This is a genomic window from Flavisphingomonas formosensis, assembly GCF_009755815.1.
In the GTDB taxonomy this organism is placed as follows: Bacteria; Pseudomonadota; Alphaproteobacteria; order Sphingomonadales; family Sphingomonadaceae; genus Flavisphingomonas; species Flavisphingomonas formosensis.
In genome coordinates, this window is sequence record NZ_WRPK01000001.1 from 68,192 (window position 1) to 92,169 (window position 23,978).

The window sequence follows — 23,978 nt, forward strand, 5'->3', positions numbered from 1 at the left end:
TGCCCGCTTCCCGGGACGGCGTGCACACGCATCCGCTTGTGACGCCACGCGATCCGGCGTAATCGGTCGCTTCGAACGATGGCATCCGAACAGCAACGCTCCCCCAAAAGCCCCATCTGGCGAGCCGTCGTGACGACCGGCAAGGCCATTGTCGTGGCCGGTCTCCTGGCGCTGATCGCGCTCGTCGTCGCGGTGTTCATCGCGACGGCGCAGCTGCCCAATTATCAGGAGCTCAAATCCTCGCCCAACGGGCAGATGGTGCGGGTGCACGCCGCCGACGGCACGGTGATCGTCTCGCTCGGGCCGAGCTATGGCCAGTGGCTGACCTACGACCAGATTCCCGACGTCATGCGCAATGCCATGATCGCGGTGGAGGATCGCCGGTTCGAGATGCATCCGGGAGTCGATCCCGTCGGCATGGCGCGCGCCGCCTATGTGAACGTGCGCACCGGCCATAATGTGCAGGGCGCGTCGACGATCACGCAGCAGCTGGCCCGGAACATCTTCCTGACCAACCAGCGCACCTTCGCGCGCAAGTTCCGCGAGATGATCCTGGCGCTGGCGCTGGAGCGCAAGTTCAGCAAGCATGAGATTCTCGAGCTCTATCTGAACCGCGTCTATTTCGGCGGCGGCGCCTATGGCGTCGATGCGGCCTCGCGGCGATTCTTCGGCCATAGCGCCAACCATCTCTCGCTTGCCGAGGCCGCCATCATCGCCGGGCTGGTCAAGGCCCCGTCGCATTATTCGCCGACTGCCGATGCCGAGGCCGCGATCGGCCGCGCCAAGGTGGTGATCTCGACCATGCTGGACGCGGGCCGCGTCACCCAGGCGGAAGCGGCCGCCGCGGATCCCGCGGGCGTGACGCTGGCGCCCGAGGGCAGCCAGAACAGCGTCCGCTACTTCACCGACTGGGCGCTCGCGCAGCTCGACACGCTGATCGACGAGACGGTGCAGCCGATCGACGTCTGGACGACGCTGGATCTCGGCATGCAGCATGCCGCCGACGCCGCGATCCGCGCCAATGCGCCCGCCGGTGCGCAGGGTGCGCTGGTCTCGCTGGATCGCGACGGCGCGGTGCGCGCGATGGTGGGCGGCAAGGACTATGTCTCGTCTATCTACAACCGCGCGACCCAGGCCGTCCGCCAGCCGGGCTCGGCCTTCAAGCTGTTCGTCTATCTCGCCGCATTGGAAGCCGGCCACACGCCGAGCGACACGATCGTCGACGAACCGGTGACGATCAACGGCTGGAGCCCGCGCAACAGCTCCGGCCGCTTCTCCGGCGCGATCGACATCCGCACCGCCTTCGCTTTCTCGATCAACACGGTGGCGACCAAGCTCGGTGCCGAAGTCGGTTTCAGCACGGTTGCCGACATGGCGCGCCGCTTCGGCATCACCACGCCGGTGAACACCCATCCCTCGATGGTGCTCGGCACCTCCGACGTCCGCCTGATCGACATGACCCGCGCCTTCGCCTCGGTGGCGCGCAAGGGCGTGATGGTGACGCCCTACGCGATCCTCAAGGTGACGACCGCCGACGGCGAGCTGCTCTACCAGCACAAGGTGGACGATAGCCGCGTGCTCGTGGCCCCCGGCGTCGCTGCCGAGATGACCGACCTGCTGCAGACCGCGGTCAATACCGGCACCGGCCGCGCCGCGCAGATCGGGCGTCCGGTCGCGGGCAAGACCGGCACCACCTCGTCCAACAAGGATGGCTGGTTCCTGGGATTCTCCAGCGGCATCACGACCGGCGTCTGGATGGGCCGCGACGATGCCAAGCCGGTGCGCGGCCTGCAGGGCGGCCATGCCCCGGCGGCGGCCTTCCACGATTTCATGATGGTGGCGGTCGCGAAACGTCCGGTCGAACAATTCGATACGCAGGTCACCTTGCCGGAATGGCAGCTAGAGCCTGACGACGAGGCCTATTTCGGCCATCCCGACAACGGCCAGATGGTCGACCCCGACGGCATGGCTCCGCCGAGCCAGCAGCCCGACGACCAGCCCCCGCCCGGCAGCGACTATGAGACGCCGCCGGACAAGCTGGATCAGCATTGGCTGGATGGCGTCCTGGGACGCGACCGTTCGGGTCAGGAACGACCCAGGCAATAGAGCGACGGGCCGTGCGTACGCAGCCAGCGGCGCTCGGCGACCGGCTCCCGCCCGAAGAGCCTGGCGACCGCAGCGTGAAAGCGCGGGCTGTGATCCATATGGAGGCGATGGGCCACCTCATGGGCCACGGTGGCGCGCAGCACGTCGGCCGGCGCCAATATCAGCCGCCAGCTATAGCGGATGTCGCCGGTCGACGAGCAGCTTCCCCAGCGCGCGCGCGGATCGCCGATCGACACCCGCCCGACCGTGACCCCCGCCGTTTCAGCGCAGGCGCGAGTCTCCCGCTCCAGCCGCTCCAGCGCCTCGCGCTTGAGCCAGCGCAGGACGCGCGGCTCGAGCGATTCCTCCGCGCCGCCGAGCACCAGCCGGTCGCCCTCACGCCGCACCGTGCGCGGCGCGCCGGCCGACCAAGTGACCGTGAGCAGTCCGCCCTCGAACGGAATCGCCGCGCCGTTGCGGATCGGATGGGGAGCAGGAACCCCTTCGAGGGCCCGCTCGATCCATTCGCGCTTGCCCTCGACCCATTTGAGCGCCGGCTTCAGCGCCGCCCGCTTCGGCAGGCTCAGGCGGACGGTGCCATCCCGCGGATCGACACTGAGCCGCATGCTGCGCGCCTGCGCCATCCGGCGCACGACGAGAGGCCGCTCCCGCCCCCCGCCGCGAAAGACCAGTTCAGAGCTTGCGGTCGACAAGGTGATTCTCGAAGTCCCCCGCATCGTCCTCCGAGATCGTCCAACCCCGCACCGATTCACCCGCGCGATGCACCGACTCGGGATCGCCGCTGATCAGCGGATGCCAGTCGGGCAGGGATTCGCCGTCGGCCAGCAGCCGATAGGCACAGGTCGACGGCAGCCAATCGAGCTGGCGCAGCTTGGCAGGGGTCAGCCGCACGCACTCCGGCACATAGGCATGGCGATGCTTGTAATCCGAACAGCGCCCCGTGCGCCGATCGAGCAGGCGGCAGGCGATGTTGGTGGGATAGAGATCGCCGGTCTCCTCATCTTCCAGCTTATGCAGGCAGCATTTGCCACAGCCGTCGCACAGCGCCTCCCACTCGGTGCGATTCATCGCATCGAGCGACTTGGTCTCCCAGAAGCGCGGGCTCAATGCACCCATTTGGCAAGTTCCGCGGCGACCGCCTTGTCGCCCTGATCCTGCGGCAACATCGCGATCGGCTTGCCGTCCGGTCCGAACAGCACCGCTTGGGTGCTGTGATCGACCAGATAATCGTCCCCGCCCTTGCCCTTTTCGCGCTGGAAATAGATGCCGTAGCGCTTGGCGACGTCGGCAATGACGTCCGGCTTGCCAGTGAGCCCGATCAGGCGTGGATGGAAAGCGGCCACATATTGCTTCAGCACCGGCGGCGTATCGCGCTGCGGATCGACGCTGATGAAGATCGGCTGCACCTTAGCGGCGAGCGCCGGGGCGCTCCCCTCGAAATCCTTGAGGCCGCGCATCAGCTTCTGCAGGTCGGTCGGGCAGACGTCAGGGCAATAGGTATAGCCGAAATAGACCAGCCGGTAGCGGCCGGCGAAATCGCTGTCCGAGACCGTCTTGCCGTTCTGGTCGACGAGCGTGAAGGGGCCGCCGATCGCCGCGCCTTCCAGCGGCGGCGCGCCGGAGCCGCCCGCCTTGTCGCACGCGGAGAGGACCAGCGGGGCAGCGCCGAGCAAAAAGGCCAGCGCCAATCGCCGCAGCATCGGGATCGCATCATTCATGGTAAGGCCAGCCATGCTTTGCTATGCGCGCTCATGCAAGCAACATGGGGTCGAGATGACGAAGCTTGGAGGGCGAGGAGGCAGTATATTTGCCTTTTTCGCAGCGTTGGCACTCGCAGTGCCGGCGACTGCCCAGTTTACCGACAGCTACACCTTCCTCAAGGCGGTGAAGGATGGCGACGGCGCCAAGGCGACCGAGTTCCTGAGCAAACCCGGATCGACGATCGTCAACACGCGCGATCCTTCCAATGGCGATACCGCGCTGCACATCGTGACGAAGCGCAAGGCGCTCGACTGGATGGGTTTCGTCATCCAGAAGGGCGCCAATCTCGACATGCGCGACAATGAAGGCAACAGCGCGCTGATGGATGCGACGCGGATCGGCTTTGCCGAGGGCGTGGACCTGCTCGTGAAGGTCGGCGCGTCCGTCGATCTCGCCAATTCGCGCGGCGAGACCCCGCTGATCGCCGCCGTGCAGAATCGCGACGTCACCTGTGTCCGCCTGCTGCTGGCCGGCGGCGCCAGCCCCACCGCGACCGACCGCATCGCCGGCATGTCGGCCCATGATTATGCCAGCCGCGATCCCCGCGCCGGCGCGATCCTGAAGCTGCTCGACGAGGCCAAGCCGAAAAAGGCCAAATCGATAGTGGGGCCGTCGCTATAGGATGATTCGCACGCTCGCGGAAAAGCGTCGCCCCGGCATTGCCGCCCTTCATCCTCATTCAAACGGGGAGGATATTGGGCTTCATTCCCTTCAGCTATATTCGATCTCGGCGAGGCCGGGATCGAGATCGCCCAGCAGGCGCCGCGCCGCTCGCCGGGCGAACCGCAGCGTTTCGGCTCGGCGCCGCGATGCCGCGAGCGGCCGTGTCGCCGCCTCCCGCACGACCGCCGCATCGTAGCGATCGGCGACGATCAATCCGGCCAGACCCGGCTGGAACCAGTCTTCCTCGAAGGGCGAAAGATCGAAGCCGGGCGGCACCGCCCAGAAGAAACGATCGCAATAATCGAGATAATCCGGCCATTTGAGATCACCGCGCAGATCCGCGCGGGAACATTTGATCTCGACGATGGTCATGCCGCCCTTGCCGTCGATCGCCATGATGTCGGCGCGGCGGCCGTTGCCGAGCGGCACCTCGCACAAGGCGAACAGATCCTGACGGAAGAAGAGCCGCGCCACGCCGCGAGCGACATCGGCCGCAATCGGCGCTGCATCGAAACAGGCGGATTCGGGGGCATGACTGGCCATGCCCGCAAAGCTAGAACAAAATGCGAACCGGCGAAAGCCCGTCAGCGATAGAAGATGTGATGGCCGAGACGGGCGACCCGCTGCTTGCCCCAGCTCGTCGAGATGCGCGCCGCGTGGAAATACATGGCGTTCGGCACGACATCCTTCCACAGGCGGTCCCGCGCGATGCTGGAGACGGCCACGGCTTCCTGCCAGGCGGGACTGTCGCGGCGGATCGTCGGCATGGTCCCGCCGCGGACGAAGGAGAATTGGCCGGGCTGGAATACCACGGAGCAGACGGACGGGGGAAAGCGGCCGGAAGCCGCCCGATTCAGGACGACCTCGGCCACGGCCAGCTGGCCTTCGAGCGGTTCGCCCTTCGATTCGAAATAGACGGCACCGGCGAGGCATTCATGCTCGCGATCGACAGTGTCGGAGGTTTCGCGCGCATCGACGAGCTGGGCGAGCGTCTGAGCCCCGATGCCAGCTGGAGGGATCGCGGCGGCCGGCGACGCAATGCTTTCGATGGCGGGAACCTGGATCGCATCCAGATTGTTGGAGAGGATGGGCTTCACATTGGCCGTATCGGCCAGTCCGGTCACCGGATGGATCGCCGGTTCTGCCGAAAAGCCGATGGCGAAGGACGGTGCCGGGACCGCAACCATGCCAAGGCAGAAAAGGGCAGCCGCGACGAATACGGCGCGCAGACGATCGCTCATCGAATCTCTAGGTCATGCGGTGGGCTGATCGACGCCGGGCGGACGCAGTACAGATTGCCCCAGATCTTCCCCCCGACTGCGCGGGCCGCGATGCAAAGAACGGCATGCGGTGCGACCCTGCGCGTTGCGGTCGGGCCACTCTTGGGGCTCAGGAGGATCGAGTCAACCCGATGCGATCATTTCATCGGCGAACCGTTCGCCATCAGCGATATCCAGTTCGATGGCCCACATATCGGGGTCCACTCGCCGCCTGCGAGCTAGATACTCGGATATTTCTTGTTCTTTTTCAATTGCTTGTGGACCAACGGGCTGCCATTTGGCGCGGCCATCGAGATCATGCGTCCGTTCGAGCAGCCGTAGCGGCCGGCCGCGATCGAGCACTGCCACCACGATGCCGCCGGCAATCGCATCGCCCTTGAACAGCACCATGCCATGGCCGCCCCGCGCCTCGACCCTGCGGATCAACGAGGAAATGAGAACGCCCGATGCAAGGCGCGGCTCGATCATCAGCGGCCGGCGTAGCCCGGCAGCGTAGCGAGCGGAATGCGGGATCGCATGAAGGTGCCGGTCCCCCGGGCGACCTCCTCTCCTTCGGAATCGAGCAGCCGGGCATCCCCCACGAACACCCGCCGCCGGCCACTGACCCAATGGCCTTCGGCAACGATCGGGCCCGCGGTGATCGGCTTGGTGAACAGCAGGTTGAAGGCGGTGGTCAGCAGGAAGCGGTCGCTGACCAGGCTGTTGCAGGCATAGAAGGCCGCATCGTCGAGCATCTTGAAATAGATGGTCCCATGTGCGGCACCCGCGGCATGGTGGAAACGCTCGTCGACCGTGAACAGGATACGGGCGTGGCCGTCGGTGACGATCTCGAGCTTCGATTCGAACAGACGATTGATCGGCGCCGCGCGGTACAGCGATTCCAGCGCGCGATAATGCGCCTGCGCCCCGGAGGGCTGCCCTTCGAAGAAGCCGTCAGGCGGCGGCATCACGGGCTTCGCCGGTGGCGAACAGCGCGTAAAGCGCGTCGGGCGAGCCTGCGCCGCGGAGCTTGGCGACGAACGCCTTGTCCCGCAGCCGGCGGCTCACCCGGGCCAGCGCCTTGAGGTGATCGACGCCGGCGTCCGGCGGCGACAGGAGCAGGAAGACGAGATCCACGGGAAGATCGTCGATGGCGTTGAAATCGATCGGCTGCGCCAGGCGCGCGAACATGCCGACGACTTTCTCCAGCCCCTCGATCTTGCCGTGGGGGATGGCGACGCCGCCGCCGAAGCCGGTGGAGCCGAGCCGCTCGCGTTCGGAGAGCCGCTCGGTCACCAGCTTGGCATCGAGGCCGATCTGCTTGCCCGCGATCGCCGCGAGCTGCTGGAACAGCGCTTTCTTGTTGGGCACTGCCAGCCCGGCGAAAACCGCCTGCGGCGACAGCAGATCGCTCAAATCATCCATCGATTTTCGTCGCGCGTCCTTGCCGTGGGTGAACGCAGCTCAGGCCGCGCGCTGGGGTTCGACCCAGCCGATCGTGCCGTCGTCACGGCGATAGACCATGTTGAAGGCCCCGGTACCGGAATTCCGGAACAGCAGAGCGTTGGTATTGCGCAGATCGAGCATCATCACCGCATCCGAAACGCTCGCGTCCGGAACGTCCACCCGCGTTTCCGCGATGATCACCGGATTGTCGGCAGCCTCTTCCTGCTCCGAGCCACCCTCGAAGACGGTATAGCCGGCATTGTCCTCATAGGCGGCCGCCGGTTCGTGGCCGTTGCCATGGCGGGACTTCAGGCGGCGCATATAGCGGCGAAGCTGCGTCTCGATCTTGTCGGCGGCCTGATCGAAGGCAGGATGCGCCTCACCGCCGAAACCCGAGGCCTTCAGGATCACGCCCTGCATCACATGGGCGACGATGTCGCAGCCGAACCGATTGTCGTGCGGACCCTTGCCGAAGGTCACGTTCGCCGAGAGCGCGCGAGAGAAATATTTCTCGGCGATGCCCTGCAGGCGCTCGTCGACATGCTCGCGAAGCGCATTGCCGGTGTCGACCTGATGGCCAGAGACACGGATTTCCATCGTTCAACCTCCAGTTACAATCCCCGCCGCCGCCTGCGCGATGGAAAGCAGCGGCGCCCTTAGGCCCGAGGGTCCTAAGGGTCAACCACAGGGGCCAACGCATGCCATAACGGGTCGTTCAATCCCGATATGAATGCAGCGTGGCGTGCCAGTTCTTCCGCGCTTGCCGCATGAGGGCGAGGCACGCGCATCGTAACCGGCGCGTTCCGCAGGCGGATGGGTTCCGCCACCGTCCCGGCGGCGGTCGTCTCCTCCGTGCGCAACATCAGGCCGATCTGCCGTCCACCGGTCAGCTCGACATAAACCTGGGCGAGAAGCTGGGCGTCGAGCAACGCGCCATGCTTGATGCGATGGCTGCGATCGATGCCGTAGCGGGTACACAGCGCATCCAGCGTGTGCTTGGCGCCGGGATGTCGCCCCCGCGCCAAGGCCAGCGTGTCGACGATCCGATCGACGAGGATCAAGGGCCGGCCACATAGCTCCAGCTCCGCATTGATGAACCCGAAATCGAACATCGCGTTGTGTGCGATCAGCGGACTGTCCCCGATGAAGGCGAGAAACTCGTCGACGCTGTGGGAAAAGAGCGGCTTGTCCGAAAGGAAGGCGGCGGACAGGCCATGCACCGCTTCCGCCTCGATCGGCATGTCGCGCTCCGGATTGAACCAGGCGTGATAGCTGTTGCCGGTCTCGACGCGATTGACCAGTTCGACGCAACCGATCTCCACCAGCCGGTGCCCATCCTTGGGGCTGAGGCCGGTCGTTTCGGTATCGAAAACTATTTCGCGCATGCCCGGCAGTATCGGACTCCGCGCGCGCGCAAGCAAGCGATCAGATGACGCACGATAGCGCGCGTGTCCGACGGCAGGACACCGGTAGGGATGACGAAATCCGCCCGCGCGCGCTTGCTATGATCGGGCATCTGGTGGCCCAGAATATGGCGCAGCCGGCCCATGCTCATCCCCGGCCGGCGCAGCACGCGGCGGCGCTGCATCCATAGCGGCGCCGACACCACGACGACGGCATCGACCCGTCGCCAGCCGCCTTTTTCGAAGAGCAGCGGCACATCGAGCACGACCAGCGCGCGGGAGCGGTGACGGCGCAGAAAATCCCGCCGCGCCTTCTCGACGGCGGGATGGATCAGCCGCTCCAGCCGGGTCAGCGCCTCGCGATTGCCGAGCACATGCCGGCCCAGCGCGCCGCGATCGACGCCGGCCGGGCCGGTGGTTCCCGGAAACAGCGCCTCGATCCGCTCGACGAGCGCGCCGCCGGCCCGTTGCAGGCGATGCACTTCGGCATCGGCATCGAAAACCGGCACGCCCGCTTCCCGGAACATCGCGGCGACGGTGGATTTGCCCATGCCGATGGAGCCGGTGAGGCCGAGCACGATCATCGCAGGGCTTATCCGCCGGTGAGGAGCGATCGGAGCGCGGCGTCGCTCGCCGTGTCCCGCGGGGAAGAATAGCCGAAGAAAAGCTCGAACGCCTCGCGCGCCTGACCGACCAGCATGACCAGGCCGTCAACGGCGATCCGACCCCGCCGGCGCGCCGCGGCGAGCAGCGCCGTATCGATCGGATTATAGACCATGTCGAAGATCACCGCGCCTTCGGCAGTGCCCTCGATCGCCTGCTGCACCGGCAGCGGCATCGGCGCCAGGCCGGCCATGCCGAGCGGGCTGGCGTTGATCACCACGCCTGCCTCGGAAAAGGCCGATGCGGCATCGCCGATCGCGACCGCAGCGCCGTCATAACCCCAGAGATCGAGCAGGGCGCGGCCCTTCGCCGGATCGCGCGCGACGATCCGCACATCGCCATGGCCTCGTTCCCTGAGCGCGGTCAGTGCCGCCCGCGCCGCGCCGCCCGCACCGATCACGCAGGCCGGCCTGTCCGCGGCTGCGCCCGCAATCGCCAGCGCAACGCCCGCGACGTCGGTGTTGGTGCCGACCAGGAAACGCCCGTCGCGATGGACGCAATTCACCGCGCCGACGCGGCGGGCCCGCTCCGACAGCCGGTCGAGATGGCTGCCCACATGCTCCTTGAGCGGGATGGTGACGTTGCATCCCATCCAGGCGCCGTCATTGCCGCGTACATGGAAATAGGTGCGCAGGCCCGCAGGCGTCACGCGGCGCGATCCATAACGGCCCTCGATGCCGAGCTGCCTGAGCCAGAACTGATGAATGACGGGAGATTTGGAATGGCTGATCGGATCGCCGATGACCTCGGCATAGGGCGCCGTCATTCCGCCAATATCCCCCTTGCCCGTAGAAAATCGCACAATGCCACGAGCGGCAGCCCCATGATAGTAAAGTGATCGCCCTCGATGCGTGCAAAAAGCTGAACGCCACGTCCCTCGACGCGATAACAGCCGACACAGCCGCCGACTGCCGGCCATTCCGCATCGAGATAGGCGGCGATGAAGGACTCCGAGAGGCTGCGGACGGTGAGTTTCGCAATGCCGACATGCCGCCAGACCGGCCGGCCGGCCTCGCAGATCACCGCCGCGCTGAGCAGCCTGTGCGTCCGGCCGCTCAGCAGGCGCAGATGCGCGGCGGCATCCTCGCGACTTGCCGGCTTGTCGAGCATCGTACCGTCGTCCAGCGCCAGCGTCTGATCGGCGCCCAGGACGAGCGCGGCGGGATGGCGCTGCGAAAGCTTGGTCGCCTTGAGCTCGGCCAGCGCATCGGCGAGCGACCGCGCATCGACGCCTTCGGCGCGCAGCGCCTCCTTGGCGGCATCCTCGTCGACGCCCGGCGCCATCGCCTCGAAGGCGATCCCTGCCGCTTCCAGCATCGCGCGCCGCGAGGCCGACTGGGAGGCGAGGATCAGGGTCATTCCGGATTGATCTCCGAATTGCGCTCATTGACCAGATTGATGATCGCGGCGGCCGTCTCCTCGATCGAGCGGCGGGTCACGTCGATCACCGGCCAGCCATGATCGGAGAAGATGCGGCGTGCGAAGGCGAGCTCGGCCGTGACCATCTCCTGATCGACATAAGCGGTCTCCGGCGCCTGATTGAGCGAGAGCAGGCGGTTGCGCCGGATCTGGATGAGCCGGTCTGGGCTGGTCGTCAGGCCGACCACCAGCGGATGGCGCAGCGTGTAGAGCGACGGCGGCGGCGGGCTTTCGACCACGAGCGGGATGTTGGCGACCTTGTAGCCGCGATTGGCGAGATAGATGGAGGTCGGCGTCTTGGACGAACGCGAGACCCCGGCGAGCACGATGTCCGCCTCTTCCCAATCCTCGGGCGCCACGCCGTCATCATGCGCGATGGTATATTGGATGGCATCGACCCGGGCGAAATAGGCGGCATCCAGCGCATGCTGGCGCCCGGGCCGCGCCTTCGCCTCCTGGCCGAGCAGGCGGGAGAGAGCCTCGATCACCGGATCGAGCGCGGCGACCGAGGGAAGGCCGAGCGCCAGGCATCGCGTCTCCAGCTTCCGCCGTACGTCGGAATTGACGAGCGTATAGATGACGAGGCCCGGCCGCTGCGCGATCTCCATCAGCACGCGGTCCAGATGGCCTTCCGATCGGACCATCGGCCAGAAATGCTTGATCGTCTCCACCCCGTCGAACTGGGCAAGCCCGGCCTTGGCGATGTTCTCGAGCGTTTCACCGGTGGAATCCGACAGCAGGTGGAGATGCAAGCGGATCATGCGCAAAGCCTGTGGATAGCCATGGGGATTGAGCTAGCGGAAGGGCGGTGAGCGATTCAAGCGATCGATTCGATCCCCGCGATGCGGATTCATCCCCAAGGCTTTTCCACAGTGGATTCACGATTCAAGGCAGGCTGTGGATAACGGGAATCATGAATCCGACTCAGCGGCCCGCTGCGATGACTCGATGAGTCAAGCTGTTGGCAATCGGGCGCGCTGTGAATAAACCCCGCGATCCATGCCCCTACTAGCTTCATCAGACTCTTCAGATTCTAAAAAGGAATTGATTATGGGCCCGTCCCGCCCGCTTCTCGCCGTGCTTCGCGGCGAGCGGCGAGACCCTCCGCCCGTGTGGCTCATGCGCCAGGCCGGGCGCTATCTGCCCGAATATCGCGCGCTCCGGGCCGATAAGGGCGGCTTCCTCGAGCTCGTCCACGACAGCGCCGCGGCGGCGGAGGTGACGCTGCAGCCGATCCGGCGCTTCGGCTTCGACGGCGCGATCCTCTTTTCGGACATTCTCGTCATTCCCCATGCGCTGGGACAGGATCTGACCTTCGAGGCCGGCGAAGGCCCGCGCCTCGCGCCGCCGCTGGTCGATCATGCGCTGGATGCGCTGACCCGCGCGCCAGAACGGCTTGCCCCGATCTACGAGACGGTCCGCCGCGTCGCCGCCGCTCTGCCGCGCGAGACCACCTTCCTCGGCTTTGCGGGCAGCCCCTGGACCGTCGCGACCTACATGGTCGCCGGACAGGGCAGCCGCGAGCAGGCGGAGGCGCGCCGCTACGCCTATCGCGATCCGGTCGCCTTCGGTGCGATCATCGATGCGATCGCGGACGCCACCGTCGATTATCTCGCCGAACAGATCGACGCGGGCGTGCATGCCGTGCAGCTCTTCGACAGCTGGTCGGGCAGCCTCGCTCCGCGTGAGTTCGAACGTTGGGTGATCGCACCGACGGTACGCATCGTCACCGCGTTGCGCGCGCGTCATCCCGACACGCCGATCATCGGTTTTCCGAAGGGAGCCGGCGGCAAGCTGCCCGCTTATGCCCGCGAAACGGTGGTCGATGCGATCGGGCTCGACGAAACGGTTGACGCGGCCTGGGCCAATACCCATCTACCGCTCGGCCTGCCCGTCCAGGGCAATCTCGATCCACTTGCACTGATTGCCGGGGGCGAAGCGCTCCTTTCATCGGTCAAGGCGATCAGAGGGGCTTTCCCGGAGCGCCCGCATGTGTTCAATCTCGGCCACGGCATCCTGCCCGACACGCCCATCGCGCATGTCGAGCGTCTGCTGGAGCTGGTGAGGGCGTGAGGGCCGCGACAATCCGATGACTGCCTTGGTGGGATTTCTTGGCGCTGCCTATCCGTGGGTGAAAGCGGCGCATCTGATCTTCGTGATCTTCTGGATCGCCGGCCTCTTCATGCTGCCGCGCTTCTACATCTACCACCAGCCGGTGGCGCCGGGATCGGTGGAAGACCGGCAGTGGATCGAGCGGGAGAGCCGGCTCAGGCGGATCATCATCACGCCTGCGATGGCGCTCGTCTGGATCTTCGGGCTCATGCTGGCGACCGACCAGGGCCTGTGGGACCAGCATTGGTTCCAGGCCAAGCTCGCCTGCGTGCTCGCGCTCAGCGGCTATCATGGCTGGGCGGTGGGCTATGGCAAGAAGCTCGCCTCTGGCTTCCGCCCGCCCAGCGACCGGGCGCTTCGGATGATGAACGAGATCCCCGGCATCGCCACCGCGGTGGTGGTGATCCTGGTGATCGTCCGGCCTTTCTGACGGGGCGGCCCAGCCGTGCGCGGGACGGTGTCGGCAGCGATGGCAGCGGCGCTCCTGGTGGCTTCCGGGCCGGCGGGTGCGAGCACGTTGAACGAGGATCTGCGCTGCCTGGTGGTAACCGCGACGATCGTTGGCGACGGTAAGGGCGAAGGGAAGGAAAATCTCGTCAGCGGAGTGCTTTACTTTGTCGGCATGATCGACGGCAAAGCGCCTGGGATCGATCTCAAGACCGAGATGCAGAAGGTCTCGGCCGCGATGACCCAGACGGACTTCGCCCGCGACGCGCAGCGTTGCGGGGACGTTTTGGTGGCCAAGGGGCAGGAACTCCAGGCCATCGGGCAGGCGCTGGAACAGGGCAAATAGCCGCTAAACTGCGTCTGCCGCCGCTTGACTTGGCTTTCGCCCCCGCCTAACCGCCGGAAAGAGGATGCCTCCCGTTCGAGCGAGGCCGACTTTTCCCGATTTCTCAGTATCGTGGCGCAGATGCCACATCCTCCAGGAAAATTCGAATGCATCTCAAGGACTTGAAGAAAAAGACCCCCGCCGAGCTGGTCACCATGGCCGAGGAGCTGGGCGTCGAGGGCGCGTCCACGATGCGCAAGCAGGATCTCATGTTCGGGATCCTCAAGGTCCAGGCCGAGAATGGCGACCAGATCATGGGCATCGGCACCATCGAGGTGCTGCCCGACGGTTTCGGTTTCCTCCGCAGCCCGGAGGCCAACTATCTCGCCGGACCCGACGACATCTACGTATCGCCCAACCAGGTCCGCAAGTTCGGCCTGCGCACGGGCGACACTGTGGAAGGTGAGATTCGCGCGCCCAAGGATGGCGAGCGCTATTTCGCTCTCACCCGGCTGGTCTCGATCAACTTCGACGATCCCGATGTCGTGCGCCATCGCGTCAATTTCGACAATCTCACCCCGCTCTATCCGGAACAGAAGCTGCGGCTCGACACGCTCGACCCGACCGTGAAGGACAAGTCGGCGCGGGTGATCGACATCATCGCGCCGCAGGGCAAGGGCCAGCGTGCCCTGATCGTGGCGCCGCCGCGGGTCGGCAAGACCGTGCTCCTGCAGAACATCGCCAAGGCGATCACCGACAACCATCCCGAAGTCTTCCTGATCGTGCTGCTGATCGACGAGCGGCCCGAGGAAGTCACCGACATGCAGCGCAGCGTGAAGGGCGAGGTAATCTCCTCGACCTTCGACGAGCCTGCCAGCCGCCACGTCCAGGTCGCCGAGATGGTGATCGAGAAGGCCAAACGGCTCGTCGAGCATAAGAAGGACGTCGTCATCCTGCTCGACTCCATCACCCGCCTGGGTCGCGCCTACAACACGGTCGTGCCGTCTTCGGGCAAGGTGCTCACCGGCGGCGTCGACGCCAATGCGCTGCAGCGGCCGAAGCGCTTTTTCGGCGCCGCGCGCAACATCGAGGAGGGCGGTTCGCTCTCGATCATCGCGACCGCGCTGATCGATACCGGCAGCCGCATGGACGAGGTGATCTTCGAGGAGTTCAAGGGCACCGGCAACTCCGAGATCGTGCTCGACCGCAAGGTCGCCGACAAGCGCATCTTCCCGGCGATGGACGTCGGCAAGTCCGGCACCCGCAAGGAAGAGCTGCTGGTCGACAAGGCGAAGCTCTCGAAAATGTGGGTGCTGCGCCGGATCCTCATGCAGATGGGCACCATCGACGCGATGGAGTTCCTGCTCGACAAGATGAAGGATTCGAAGACCAACGAGGACTTCTTCGATTCGATGAATCAGTAAGCGGATCGGCGATGATTGCACTCCTCGTCGCCAGCACGACCTCCCTGGCCGGGCTGTGGCAGGAGGCGTTGGCCGATTTCGCCAATTTCGGAAGTCTCTCCGCGCTGACCGCCTTTGCGACCGTGGTGCTGCTGGACGTGGCGCTGGCGGGCGACAATGCGGTCATCGTGGGATCGCTGGCCTCGGGACTACCGGTCGCGCAGCGGCGCAGGGTGATCCTGATCGGCGTGCTCGCCGCCCTGGTTCTACGCATCGTCTTCGCGGTCGCGGTTCTTTACGGGCTGGAGAATTTCAAGCGCTACGGCCTCGTCCTCGCCGGCGGGCTGCTGCTGCTGTGGGTCGCCTGGAAGATGTACCGGGAGCTGCGCGCGAGCGTCGGCGAGGGCACGGAAGGGCAGGAGGAGGGCATCCGCTCCCGCAGCTTCCTGTCCGCGGCCTGGGCGGTTGCCGTCGCCGATGTCTCGATGAGCCTGGACAATGTGCTGGCGGTGGCAGGAGCCGCGCGCCAGCATCCTGGCATCATGGTGCTGGGCCTGATCCTCTCCGTCGCGCTGATGGGGCTCGCCGCCAACATCATTGCGGGGCTGATCGAGCGCTATCGCTGGATCGCCTTCATCGGCCTCGCCATCATCCTGTGGGTCGCCGGCAAGATGATCTACGACGGCCTCGGCGATCTCGGCAGAGCGGGTTTGTTGGGGTGACCATGATCCTCCCTTGAAGGGGAGCGTCGAGAAAAGGTCGAGGACTCTCGATGCGTCACCCAGCGGAGGCTTCGCCTTTTTTCGCCGCGTCATGCCAGCTTCCGCTGGCATGACTCTCAACTGGCAGCCGGCGGGATCGTGGAGAGCGATGCCAGCTTTCGCTGGCACGACGTGGATTTACGCGACGATACCTGGAATGGGATGGGGGTGATGCGCAGCAGGTGGAGGATGAGAATCACGGCACCAGGATGGTCGATCCCGTCGTCTGGCGGCCTTCCAGCGCGCGATGCGCCTCGGCGGCCTCGCTGAGCGGAAAACGCTGGTCGATCCCGACCTTCAGCCTGCCGTCCACCACCATCTCGAACAGCGTCCGGCCAGCAGACTGGAGCGTGCCGGGCGCGGCGATATAGTCGTAGAGCGTCGGCCGGGTGACGAACAGCGATCCGGCGCGCAGGAGATCGAGCGCGCTGAAGGGGGGCACGGGCCCGCTGGCGTTGCCATAGGTTATGACGAGGCCGCATCGTGCCGTGGCCGCCAGCGACGCGGCCCAGCTTGCCGCGCCGATCCCGTCGAACACGACATCGACGCCGCGTCCGCCGGTCAGATCACGCACCGTCCCCGCGAGCGCGTCATAAGGGCAGGAGAGTGCATGATCCGCGCCGAGCGCCGTCGCGCGATCCGCCTTTTCCGGGCTGCCGGCATGGGCGATCACGGTGACGCCGATCGCTTTCAGCCATTGCACGAGCACCTGGCCGACGCCGCCCGCTGCGCCATGCACCAGCGCACTCTGGCCGGCGTGGATCTTTGCGCAGGGCTCGACCAGCATCCAGCTGGTGAGGCCTTTCATGAAAGCACCGGCCGCGACTTCTTCGGACACGCCCTCGGGCAGTGTGACCGTCATCGTGGCGGGCACCACGACATGGGTCGCATAGCTACCCGCGCGCACCAGAAAAGCGACACGGTCTCCGGTCCGCATGTCGGTCACGCTCTCGCCGACGGCCTCGACCGTGCCCCCGCCCTCGACGCCCAGGCCGGACGGCATGGCGAGCGGATAGAGGCCGCTGCGGTGATAGGTATCGATGAAGTTGAGGCCCGAGGCGGCAACCCGGATGCGGACCTCGCCCGGCCCGGGTTCGGGCAGGGCGATGTTCTCGCGTTCGATCACCTCCGGTCCGCCGTGCGACCGGATGATGATCCTATATGGTTCGTTCACGCGAGATGCTCGGCAAAGAAGGCAGCCGTGGTGCCGTCGGCGCGTTGGGCGCCCTCTTCGTTGCGGCGAGCGCCGAACTGGGTCGCGAAGCCGTGATCGAGCCCCGGATAATCGAGGATCGTCACCTTGGGGTGGCCGTCCAGCCCCTCATGCATCTTCGCCTGGGCATCCTTCGGAACGAAGCCGTCCTCACCCGCGACATGGAGGAGCAGCGGTTTGGCGATGGCGTGGCTCTCGCCGAGCAGACCGTCGATGCCGACGCCATAATAACCCACGCTCGCGTCGATATCGGTACGCGCAGCGGTCATGTAGGCGAGCCGGCCGCCGAGGCAGTAGCCGACCGCGCCGACCTTGCCGCTGCCGCCGAGCAGGCTGCGCGCAGCCTTGATCGTCGCCTCGATGTCCGCGATTCCCTGGGTCTGGTCGAACTTGCCGAACAGGTCGAAGCCGCGCTGCATCTGCTCGGGCACGTCGGGATCGAGCTCGATGCCCGGCTCGATCCGCCAGAACAGGTCCGGTGCGATAGCGAGATAACCGTCAGCGGCCAGCGTGTCCGCCTTGTCGCGGATACCGGCATTCACGCCGAAGATTTCCTGGATCACGATGATCGCCGCCTTGGGCGTGCCGGCCGGCTCCGCGCAATACGCCTTGAAGCTGCCGTCATGCTCCAGCGTTTCGATGTCGATCATCTTGCCCATGCCTGATCCTTTCGCCATTTCGATTCGTGATCCAGCAGCCATAGCTTGGTGACTATGCCTTTGCCGCCGCTGTAATAGCCGATCGATCCCCCCGATCCGATGACACGGTGGCAGGGAATGACGATCGGAAAGGGATTGCGCCTGCAGGCTTGCCCGATGGCACGCGGACCCGAGGCGATGGTGCGTGCCAGGGCTCCATAGCTCATCGTCTCGCCATAGGGGATGCCGGCGATGGCGGCGCGATGCGCTTCACCCCGCTCGCTCGATGCAGTTTCGAGAGGAAGATCGAACATTGCCAGCCTTCCGTCGAACCAGGCCCGGATCTGCGCAGCGGCTTCGCGGAGAACGGCGGTGCTATCCGTGGCATGTGCGTCCTCCGCGCACAGGCGGATCGAACAGAGCCGCTCGTCCCGGGCGATCAGCTCGATCGCGCCGATGGGACTTTCCAGAAGGGCGACATGTGTCTCGGGCATGGACGGGTTCCGGTGGACGCTTTACCAGCAGCAGCAGGTTCGGCTCAACAGGGATAGCGCCCATGAAGATCAGCGTCGATGTCGACTGCACGCCTGAGGAGGCCCGTCGCTTCCTGGGACTGCCGGATCTCACCAGCGTGCATGAAATCTATCTCGACAAGATCCGGCGCACGATCGACGACGGCATGATCACGCCGGATACGTTGCAAACGCTGCTGAATAGCTGGACGCCGATGGGCGAGGCGGGCTTTGCCCTCTGGAAGCAGCTGTTCGACAAGTTGGGTGGAAAATGAGCGTCTAGCCTGATGAGCGGGAACAACCGCCGCGATACCATCTTCGCCTTGTCGAGCGGTGCACCGCCTTCCGGGATCGCGGTGATCCGGATCAGTGGACCCGCAGCCGGTCCGGTGCTCGAGGATTTTTCCGGGTCTGTGCCGCGACCGCGGTTTGCGACGCTCCGCCGGATCAGCGATCCAGCGAGCGGCCTGATGCTCGATCATGGTCTCGTGCTCTGGTTTCCGGGACCTCATAGCGCGACTGGCGAGGATCTCGCCGAGTTGCATCTGCACGGGGGACGCGGCGTGGTCGCGGCCGTGCTGAGGGCCTTGGCTGGCGATCCACGGCTTTCTCCCGCAGAGGCTGGCGAGTTCACGCGGCGTGCTTTTGAGAATGGCCGCATCGATCTTGCCGAAGCGGAGGGTCTTGCGGATTTGCTCGCCGCCGAGACCGAAAGCCAGCGCCGCGCGGCGCTGGCGATGGCGGAAGGCGGGTTGAGCCGCCAGATCGAGTATTGGCGGCGAAATATCGTCCAGGCTTCCGCTCGTATCGAGGCGATGCTGGACTTCGCCGATGAAGACGATGTCCCCGCGATGGACGAGGAGGGGCGGGCAGAGGTACTCGACCTTTCACGTGAAATGCGCGACCTGCTCGACGCGCCTTCCGCCGAGCGGCTGCGTGATGGCATTCGGGTTGCGATTGCCGGACCGCCCAATACCGGCAAATCGACCCTGCTGAACGCCATCGTCGGACGGGAGGCGGCGATCACGTCCGCGATTCCCGGCACCACCCGCGATGTGATCGAAGCGCCGGTGGCGATCGGAGCTATTCCTTTCCTGTTCAGCGACACCGCCGGCCTGCGTGCCTCCGAAGACGAGATAGAACGGATCGGAGTGGAGCGGGCGCACGCGATCATCGCGGCGGCGGACATCGTGCTGTGGCTGGATGACTCGGCTCCGCCCGACGATGCACGTTTCGTGGCCCTGCACCCACGGATCGATATCGAAGACCGTAAAAACCCGGCCGAAGGTCGCTTGGGTATTTCGGCTGCAACCGGGGAAGGAATGGCGGCGCTTCTTGCGCAGCTGGTCCGTCGCGCGGAATCGCTCATCCCCGCAGAGGGTGAAATCGCCCTGAACGCCAGGCAGAGGGGATCGGTGGCCGATGCGGTTTCCGCGCTCGAACTCTGCACATCGAACGCGGACCCGTTGATCGTAGCGGAGGCGCTCCGCCTGGCCCGTGCCGCACTCGACCGGGTGACGGGCAGGGCGGGCGTCGAAGATATGCTCGACGCGCTTTTCGGGCGGTTCTGCATCGGAAAATAGATGTTCCACGTGGAACATCTTGTCTTCGGGGGTCGGCGCCGGTAGCGGCGCATCATGCACAGCTATGACATCGTCGTCGTCGGAGGCGGACACGCCGGCTGCGAAGCCGCGGCAGCGGCCGCGCGCATGGGCGCGCGTGTCGCTCTCATCTCGATGCGCCGCGACATGATCGGCGCCATGTCGTGCAACCCCGCCATCGGCGGCTTGGGCAAGGGCCATCTCGTTCGTGAGGTAGACGCATGCGACGGATTGGTCGCCCGCGCATCCGATCATGCCGCTATCCATTATCGGATGCTCAACCGCAGCAAAGGCGCCGCGGTGCAAGGCCCACGTATCCAAGCCGACCGTAAACTATACCGGTCCGCGATCCACGAGCTGCTCGCGGAGTTTTCCAACCTCGACATCGTGGAGGCGACGGCGGAGCATCTGCTGCTCGATGGCCGCAAGGTAAAAGGCGTCGTCCTCGGCAATGGAAGCTCCATTGCTGCCGGTGCGGTCGTGCTCGCTACAGGAACCTTTCTCAACGGCAAGCTTCATTTTGGGTTGGATAGTCACGCGGGCGGACGGGTCGGAGAGCAGTCGGCGACGACGCTGGCGAGCCAGCTACGATCGCTCGATCTTCCGGTTGAGCGTCTGAAGACCGGCACGCCGCCGCGTCTGGACGGTCGCACGATCGATTGGTCTGGTCTCGAGCGGCAGGCGTCCGACGCCGAGATGTGGACGATGTCGCCGCTGAGCGAGGGCCGGACCGCGCCCCAACTTTTTTGCGCCGTCACTCGCACCAATGCAAAGACGCATGCGATTATTCGTGATGCCCATGATCGCTCGCCTCTCTATTCGGGAATCATAGAGGGCAGGGGCCCGCGCTATTGCCCGTCGATCGAGGATAAGGTCGTACGCTTCGGTGACAGGGATGGTCATCAGATCTTCCTCGAACCCGAGGGTCTGGACGACTCCAAAATCTATCCCAACGGCATTTCGACGTCGCTCCCGATAGATGTGCAGCGCGCTATGATCCGCAGCATCACGGGGCTTGAGCGAGCAGAGATCGTGCAGCCGGGCTATGCCGTGGAATATGACTATATCGATCCCAGGGCGCTTGAACCGACGCTTGGTCTTCGCGCGCTCGATGGACTTTATCTGGCGGGGCAGATCAACGGTACGACAGGATATGAGGAGGCCGCCGCTCAGGGCCTCGTCGCCGGCATGAATGCTGCGGCCTATGTCGGGCGGCGCGGGCCCGTGCTGTTCGATCGCGCCATGAGCTATATCGGGGTGATGATCGACGACCTCGTCCTTCAGGGCGTTACCGAACCGTATCGAATGCTCACCGCGCGCGCGGAATATCGTCTGCGGCTCCGTGCCGACAACGCCACGACACGGCTGACCCAATTTGCGGCAAGCCATGGCGCGGTGTCCGGTAAGCGTGGCGGGTGGTTTGCGCGGAGGGAGGAGAGTCGCCGAAAGGGTCGCGAGCTGCTTGAGCGGAGGTTCACGGGGAACGCGATAATCGCGGCGGGAGCCGCGATCGTGAGCGACGGGGCACAGCGTAGCCTTTACGACTGGTTACGCTTTCCCGAAGTGGATATCCCGACGGCCACCAGGCTGGTTCCAGAGCTTGCGGCCCTCGATGCGGAGATTGTGTCGGAACTAGCCGGCGACGCGCATTATGCGCCCTATGTTGCACGACAGGACGACGAGGTGGCGAGACTACGCGCCGACGAGAATGTGAGCCTGCCTGCCGAACTCGACTATCGTGGAATCGCCGGACTGTCGAACGAGATGATCGAACGGCTGGAGACTGCGCGACCATCCTCCTTGGGCGCCGCTTCGCGTATCCGCGGCGTGACGCCAGCGGCGCTTGCCGCCATATTGGTCCATGCGAGGCGAAAAGCGGCGTGACGGAAGAGGACGCCCGCGATTGGCTCAATGCGGCGCTTGATGTTCCACGTGGAACATTGGATCGGATCAAAGCCTTCCTCACCCTTCTGAAGGAGGAGGGGAGCCGGCAGAATCTTATCTCGGCTTCCACGCTGGATCATGTCTGGGCACGTCATGTGGTCGATTCGGCTCAGTTGATTCCCCTTGCGGAAGAGCGGTCAGGCGACTGGCTGGATCTCGGTTCGGGCGCGGGATTTCCCGGTCTCATCATAGGCGCGCTCACCCAAAGGCAGGTGACGCTCGTTGAATCCCGACGGAAACGCTGTGCGTTTCTGGAAGCTGCGATCGAAACGCTGGGTGTCGGCGATCGCGTCAGTCTTCGGAGCGCGCGTGTGGAAACGCTGCCGAGCACCGCTTTCTCGGTGATCAGCGCACGCGCTTTCGCGCCCTTGGACCGACTGCTGGATGTCGCGCAGCGATTCTCGACCGCAGAAACGCTTTGGTTGCTGCCGAAAGGCAGAAATGCGCCCAATGAACTGGATGCGGCGCGGACTTCATGGCAGGGTGATTTCCGGATCGCGCCGAGCATCACGGACCCGGATTCTGCGATTCTTATACTGAGCGATGTCCGTCGGAGAAGATGATGATCCGGATTGCGGTCGCGAATCAGAAGGGCGGGGTCGGCAAGACCACGACTGCGATCAACCTGTCCACGGCCCTTGCCGCCATCGGCTGGAGGGTGCTGCTGATCGATCTCGATCCGCAGGGCAACGCGTCTACCGGCCTCGGCGTCGGTCATGCTGAGCGCGTGCGATCGAGCTATGAGCTGTTGACCGGCGATTGCTCGCTGGCAGAAGCGGCCATGCCGACGAAAGTGCCGCGGCTGGATCTGGTCCCGGCGACGGTCGATCTGTCCGGCGCGGAGATCGAGCTCGTCGATTTCGATCGGCGGACGCATCGCATGGATGACGCGTTCAACGCGGCTCCGGCGGGGCGGTGGGATATCTGCCTGATCGATTGTCCGCCTTCGCTGGGTTTGCTCACCATCAACGCCCTGGTGGCGTCGCGATCGCTGCTCGTGCCGCTGCAATGCGAGTTCTTCGCGCTGGAGGGGTTGAGCCAGCTGCTCAACACGGTGGAGCGGGTGCGTTCGCGGTTCTGCCCGGAATTGTCGATTCTGGGCGTGGCGCTGACCATGTATGATCGTCGCAACCGGCTGTCCGATCAGGTTGCGCAGGACGTTCGTGCGGTGCTGGGCAATGTGGTGTTCGATACGGTGATCCCGCGTAACGTGCGTCTGTCCGAGGCGCCCAGCCACGGTGTACCTGCCTTGATCTATGATTATCGTTGTCCGGGCTCCGAAGCCTATATCGCTCTTGCCCGTGAACTGATGGGCCGCCTGCCCAAACCTGCGTCCGAGGCTGCATGAGCGCGTCCGATGAACCGACGCCGGCACGGCGGCGCCCGGCAGGATTGGGACGGGGGCTCTCCGCTCTGCTCGGCGATGTCGAGCGCGAGGAGCCCGTTGCCGCGGGTGCCAAAACCGGTCCGGGCGTTCAGACGATTCCAATCGCAGCGATTTCGCCGCATCCGGATCAGCCGCGCCGCAAGTTCGACGAAGCTGCGCTCGAGGAACTGGCACAGTCCATCTCGTCGCGCGGCGTGATCCAGCCGATCATCGTGCGCCCTCACGGCCGCGGCTGGCAGATCGTCGCCGGCGAGCGTCGCTGGCGTGCCGCACAGCGTGCGCGATTGCACGAGATTCCCGCGATCGTCCGCGATTTCGACGAGACGGAGACGCTCGAAGTCGCGCTCATCGAGAATATCCAGCGCCAGGATCTGAACGCGATCGAAGAAGCCGAGGCCTATAGCCGCCTGGTACGCGATTTCGGCCACAGCCAGGAGGAGTTGGGCAAGCTCGTCCACAAGTCGCGCAGCCATGTCGCCAATCTGCTGCGCCTGCTCGATCTGCCCGAGCGGGTTCGCATCTCGGTCGCCAATAACGAGATCAGCATGGGCCACGCCCGTGCTCTCGTCACCGCGCCGGACCCGGAGGCGCTGGCGGAGGAGGTGATCCGTCGCGGCCTTTCCGTCCGCGAAACCGAGGCCCTTGCGCGCGATGCCAAGCCGGGTGGCGGAAAGCGCCAGATCCCGATGCAGTATAAGGGCGCCAATGCCGACATCACGGCGCTGGAGCGCCAGATTGGCGACCTGCTGGGGCTGAAGGTGAAGATCGCCCACGGACCAAGCGGCGGCACCGTCGCGCTCGCTTATTCGACCCTGGATCAGCTGGATATGATCTGTCAGCGGCTCAGCGGCGAGCAGATTTGACGCGCTGAGCGTTTTGCTGCGGATTTGCTGCATTCATCGACGCAGCAAGAGC

Annotated in this window: 30 protein-coding genes; 13 read left to right on the top strand and 17 right to left on the bottom strand. The window is 65.3% G+C overall.

What is annotated here, in order from left to right; translation table 11 throughout:
- Window positions 1-78 precede the first annotated feature (78 nt).
- On the top strand, window positions 79-2,106 hold the full coding sequence (locus GQY20_RS00340) for a transglycosylase domain-containing protein (RefSeq protein ID WP_157215059.1): 2,028 nt from the start codon (window positions 79-81) through the stop codon (window positions 2,104-2,106).
- On the opposite strand, the gene GQY20_RS00345 is transcribed toward GQY20_RS00340, so the two are convergent.
- Genes GQY20_RS00345 through GQY20_RS00355 form a run of 3 tightly spaced genes read right to left on the bottom strand, consistent with a single transcriptional unit; the run spans window position 2,085 to window position 3,839 of the window.
- Window positions 2,085-2,822 carry a M48 family metallopeptidase gene (locus tag GQY20_RS00345; protein ID WP_198350794.1) on the bottom strand — a complete coding sequence of 246 codons (738 nt, stop codon included), beginning with the start codon at window positions 2,820-2,822 and terminating at the stop codon, window positions 2,085-2,087. The two genes, GQY20_RS00340 and GQY20_RS00345, sit on opposite strands and share 22 nt — an antisense overlap.
- Window positions 2,779-3,222, bottom strand: a complete 444-nt coding sequence (locus tag GQY20_RS00350) for a YcgN family cysteine cluster protein (protein ID WP_157215060.1) — start codon at window positions 3,220-3,222, stop codon at window positions 2,779-2,781. The genes GQY20_RS00345 and GQY20_RS00350 overlap by 44 nt, the downstream gene beginning before the upstream one ends.
- On the bottom strand, window positions 3,210-3,839 hold the full coding sequence (locus tag GQY20_RS00355) for an SCO family protein (protein ID WP_157215061.1): 630 nt from the start codon (window positions 3,837-3,839) through the stop codon (window positions 3,210-3,212). The genes GQY20_RS00350 and GQY20_RS00355 overlap by 13 nt, the downstream gene beginning before the upstream one ends.
- A 103-nt stretch (window positions 3,840-3,942) precedes the next feature.
- Here GQY20_RS00355 and GQY20_RS00360 point away from each other — a divergent pair, with 103 nt between their 5' ends.
- Window positions 3,943-4,488 (top strand): ankyrin repeat domain-containing protein, encoded by a 546-nt coding sequence (locus GQY20_RS00360; RefSeq protein ID WP_232475818.1) that lies wholly within the window; start codon window positions 3,943-3,945, stop codon window positions 4,486-4,488.
- Window positions 4,489-4,578: 90 nt separating this feature from the next.
- Here GQY20_RS00360 and GQY20_RS00365 read toward each other — a convergent pair whose 3' ends face one another.
- The 11 genes from GQY20_RS00365 to GQY20_RS00415 all read right to left on the bottom strand — a co-directional run bounded on the left by GQY20_RS00365 (window position 4,579) and on the right by GQY20_RS00415 (window position 11,481).
- Window positions 4,579-5,073, bottom strand: a complete 495-nt coding sequence (locus GQY20_RS00365; RefSeq protein WP_157215063.1) for an MmcB family DNA repair protein — start codon at window positions 5,071-5,073, stop codon at window positions 4,579-4,581.
- Window positions 5,074-5,114: 41 nt separating this feature from the next.
- Entirely contained in the window at window positions 5,115-5,771 is a 657-nt protein-coding gene (locus GQY20_RS00370) for a cell wall hydrolase (RefSeq protein WP_157215064.1), read from the bottom strand.
- A gap of 162 nt (window positions 5,772-5,933) precedes the next feature.
- Window positions 5,934-6,278 (bottom strand): DUF1491 family protein, encoded by a 345-nt coding sequence (locus GQY20_RS00375; RefSeq protein WP_232475819.1) that lies wholly within the window; start codon window positions 6,276-6,278, stop codon window positions 5,934-5,936.
- Window positions 6,278-6,757: a PaaI family thioesterase gene (locus GQY20_RS00380; protein WP_157216089.1), complete on the bottom strand. Its 480-nt coding sequence runs from the start codon at window positions 6,755-6,757 to the stop codon at window positions 6,278-6,280. Before GQY20_RS00380 ends, GQY20_RS00375 begins: the two co-directional genes overlap by 1 nt.
- Window positions 6,744-7,214 (bottom strand): PTS sugar transporter subunit IIA, encoded by a 471-nt coding sequence (locus tag GQY20_RS00385; RefSeq protein WP_157215065.1) that lies wholly within the window; start codon window positions 7,212-7,214, stop codon window positions 6,744-6,746. The genes GQY20_RS00380 and GQY20_RS00385 overlap by 14 nt, the downstream gene beginning before the upstream one ends.
- 39 nt (window positions 7,215-7,253) lie before the next feature.
- On the bottom strand, window positions 7,254-7,832 hold the full coding sequence (gene hpf, locus GQY20_RS00390; protein WP_157215066.1) for a ribosome hibernation-promoting factor, HPF/YfiA family: 579 nt from the start codon (window positions 7,830-7,832) through the stop codon (window positions 7,254-7,256).
- Between the two features lie 74 nt (window positions 7,833-7,906).
- Window positions 7,907-8,620 (bottom strand): DNA polymerase III subunit epsilon, encoded by a 714-nt coding sequence (gene dnaQ / locus GQY20_RS00395; RefSeq protein ID WP_157215067.1) that lies wholly within the window; start codon window positions 8,618-8,620, stop codon window positions 7,907-7,909.
- Complete coding sequence (gene coaE / locus GQY20_RS00400; protein ID WP_157215068.1) at window positions 8,608-9,222, bottom strand: dephospho-CoA kinase; 615 nt, start codon at window positions 9,220-9,222, stop codon at window positions 8,608-8,610. Before coaE ends, dnaQ begins: the two co-directional genes overlap by 13 nt.
- Before the next feature lie 8 nt (window positions 9,223-9,230).
- On the bottom strand, window positions 9,231-10,067 hold the full coding sequence (locus tag GQY20_RS00405) for a shikimate dehydrogenase family protein (protein ID WP_157215069.1): 837 nt from the start codon (window positions 10,065-10,067) through the stop codon (window positions 9,231-9,233).
- Window positions 10,064-10,660 (bottom strand): Maf family protein, encoded by a 597-nt coding sequence (locus tag GQY20_RS00410; RefSeq protein WP_157215070.1) that lies wholly within the window; start codon window positions 10,658-10,660, stop codon window positions 10,064-10,066. Before GQY20_RS00410 ends, GQY20_RS00405 begins: the two co-directional genes overlap by 4 nt.
- Window positions 10,657-11,481: a pyruvate, water dikinase regulatory protein gene (locus GQY20_RS00415; protein WP_157215071.1), complete on the bottom strand. Its 825-nt coding sequence runs from the start codon at window positions 11,479-11,481 to the stop codon at window positions 10,657-10,659. The genes GQY20_RS00410 and GQY20_RS00415 overlap by 4 nt, the downstream gene beginning before the upstream one ends.
- A 289-nt stretch (window positions 11,482-11,770) precedes the next feature.
- Between GQY20_RS00415 and hemE the strand changes: the two genes are divergently transcribed.
- The 5 genes from hemE to GQY20_RS00440 all read left to right on the top strand — a co-directional run bounded on the left by hemE (window position 11,771) and on the right by GQY20_RS00440 (window position 15,729).
- Window positions 11,771-12,793, top strand: a complete 1,023-nt coding sequence (gene hemE, locus GQY20_RS00420) for a uroporphyrinogen decarboxylase (protein ID WP_157215072.1) — start codon at window positions 11,771-11,773, stop codon at window positions 12,791-12,793.
- Between the two features lie 16 nt (window positions 12,794-12,809).
- Entirely contained in the window at window positions 12,810-13,262 is a 453-nt protein-coding gene (locus GQY20_RS00425) for a CopD family protein (protein ID WP_157215073.1), read from the top strand.
- Window positions 13,263-13,301: 39 nt separating this feature from the next.
- The gene (locus GQY20_RS00430; RefSeq protein WP_157215074.1) at window positions 13,302-13,625 is read left to right on the top strand and encodes a hypothetical protein; all 324 of its coding nucleotides are present in this window, start codon (window positions 13,302-13,304) and stop codon (window positions 13,623-13,625) included.
- 146 nt (window positions 13,626-13,771) lie between these two features.
- Window positions 13,772-15,028 (top strand): transcription termination factor Rho, encoded by a 1,257-nt coding sequence (gene rho, locus GQY20_RS00435; protein WP_157215075.1) that lies wholly within the window; start codon window positions 13,772-13,774, stop codon window positions 15,026-15,028.
- Window positions 15,029-15,039: 11 nt separating this feature from the next.
- A complete protein-coding gene (locus GQY20_RS00440; RefSeq protein WP_157215076.1) occupies window positions 15,040-15,729 on the top strand; it encodes a YjbE family putative metal transport protein in 690 nt (229 codons plus the stop codon).
- A gap of 235 nt (window positions 15,730-15,964) precedes the next feature.
- Here the strand turns inward: GQY20_RS00440 and GQY20_RS00445 are convergent, their stop codons facing one another.
- Genes GQY20_RS00445 through GQY20_RS00455 form a run of 3 tightly spaced genes read right to left on the bottom strand, consistent with a single transcriptional unit; the run spans window position 15,965 to window position 18,113 of the window.
- A complete protein-coding gene (locus tag GQY20_RS00445; RefSeq protein ID WP_157215077.1) occupies window positions 15,965-16,942 on the bottom strand; it encodes a quinone oxidoreductase family protein in 978 nt (325 codons plus the stop codon).
- The gene (locus tag GQY20_RS00450; RefSeq protein ID WP_157215078.1) at window positions 16,939-17,640 is read right to left on the bottom strand and encodes a dienelactone hydrolase family protein; all 702 of its coding nucleotides are present in this window, start codon (window positions 17,638-17,640) and stop codon (window positions 16,939-16,941) included. Before GQY20_RS00450 ends, GQY20_RS00445 begins: the two co-directional genes overlap by 4 nt.
- Window positions 17,628-18,113, bottom strand: a complete 486-nt coding sequence (locus GQY20_RS00455; protein ID WP_157215079.1) for a methylated-DNA--[protein]-cysteine S-methyltransferase — start codon at window positions 18,111-18,113, stop codon at window positions 17,628-17,630. The genes GQY20_RS00450 and GQY20_RS00455 overlap by 13 nt, the downstream gene beginning before the upstream one ends.
- Before the next feature lie 62 nt (window positions 18,114-18,175).
- Between GQY20_RS00455 and GQY20_RS00460 the strand changes: the two genes are divergently transcribed.
- The 6 genes from GQY20_RS00460 to GQY20_RS00485 are packed head-to-tail and all read left to right on the top strand — an operon-like array spanning window position 18,176 to window position 23,926.
- Entirely contained in the window at window positions 18,176-18,406 is a 231-nt protein-coding gene (locus GQY20_RS00460; RefSeq protein WP_157215080.1) for a DUF6489 family protein, read from the top strand.
- A 12-nt stretch (window positions 18,407-18,418) separates the two neighbouring features.
- Entirely contained in the window at window positions 18,419-19,714 is a 1,296-nt protein-coding gene (gene mnmE / locus GQY20_RS00465; RefSeq protein WP_157215081.1) for a tRNA uridine-5-carboxymethylaminomethyl(34) synthesis GTPase MnmE, read from the top strand.
- 51 nt (window positions 19,715-19,765) lie between these two features.
- Window positions 19,766-21,616, top strand: a complete 1,851-nt coding sequence (mnmG, locus tag GQY20_RS00470; protein WP_157216090.1) for a tRNA uridine-5-carboxymethylaminomethyl(34) synthesis enzyme MnmG — start codon at window positions 19,766-19,768, stop codon at window positions 21,614-21,616.
- A complete protein-coding gene (rsmG, locus tag GQY20_RS00475) occupies window positions 21,613-22,239 on the top strand; it encodes a 16S rRNA (guanine(527)-N(7))-methyltransferase RsmG (protein WP_157215082.1) in 627 nt (208 codons plus the stop codon). The genes mnmG and rsmG overlap by 4 nt, the downstream gene beginning before the upstream one ends.
- Window positions 22,239-23,024: a ParA family protein gene (locus GQY20_RS00480; protein ID WP_157216091.1), complete on the top strand. Its 786-nt coding sequence runs from the start codon at window positions 22,239-22,241 to the stop codon at window positions 23,022-23,024. The genes rsmG and GQY20_RS00480 overlap by 1 nt, the downstream gene beginning before the upstream one ends.
- On the top strand, window positions 23,021-23,926 hold the full coding sequence (locus GQY20_RS00485) for a ParB/RepB/Spo0J family partition protein (RefSeq protein WP_157215083.1): 906 nt from the start codon (window positions 23,021-23,023) through the stop codon (window positions 23,924-23,926). Before GQY20_RS00480 ends, GQY20_RS00485 begins: the two co-directional genes overlap by 4 nt.
- Window positions 23,927-23,978: the final 52 nt, after the last annotated feature.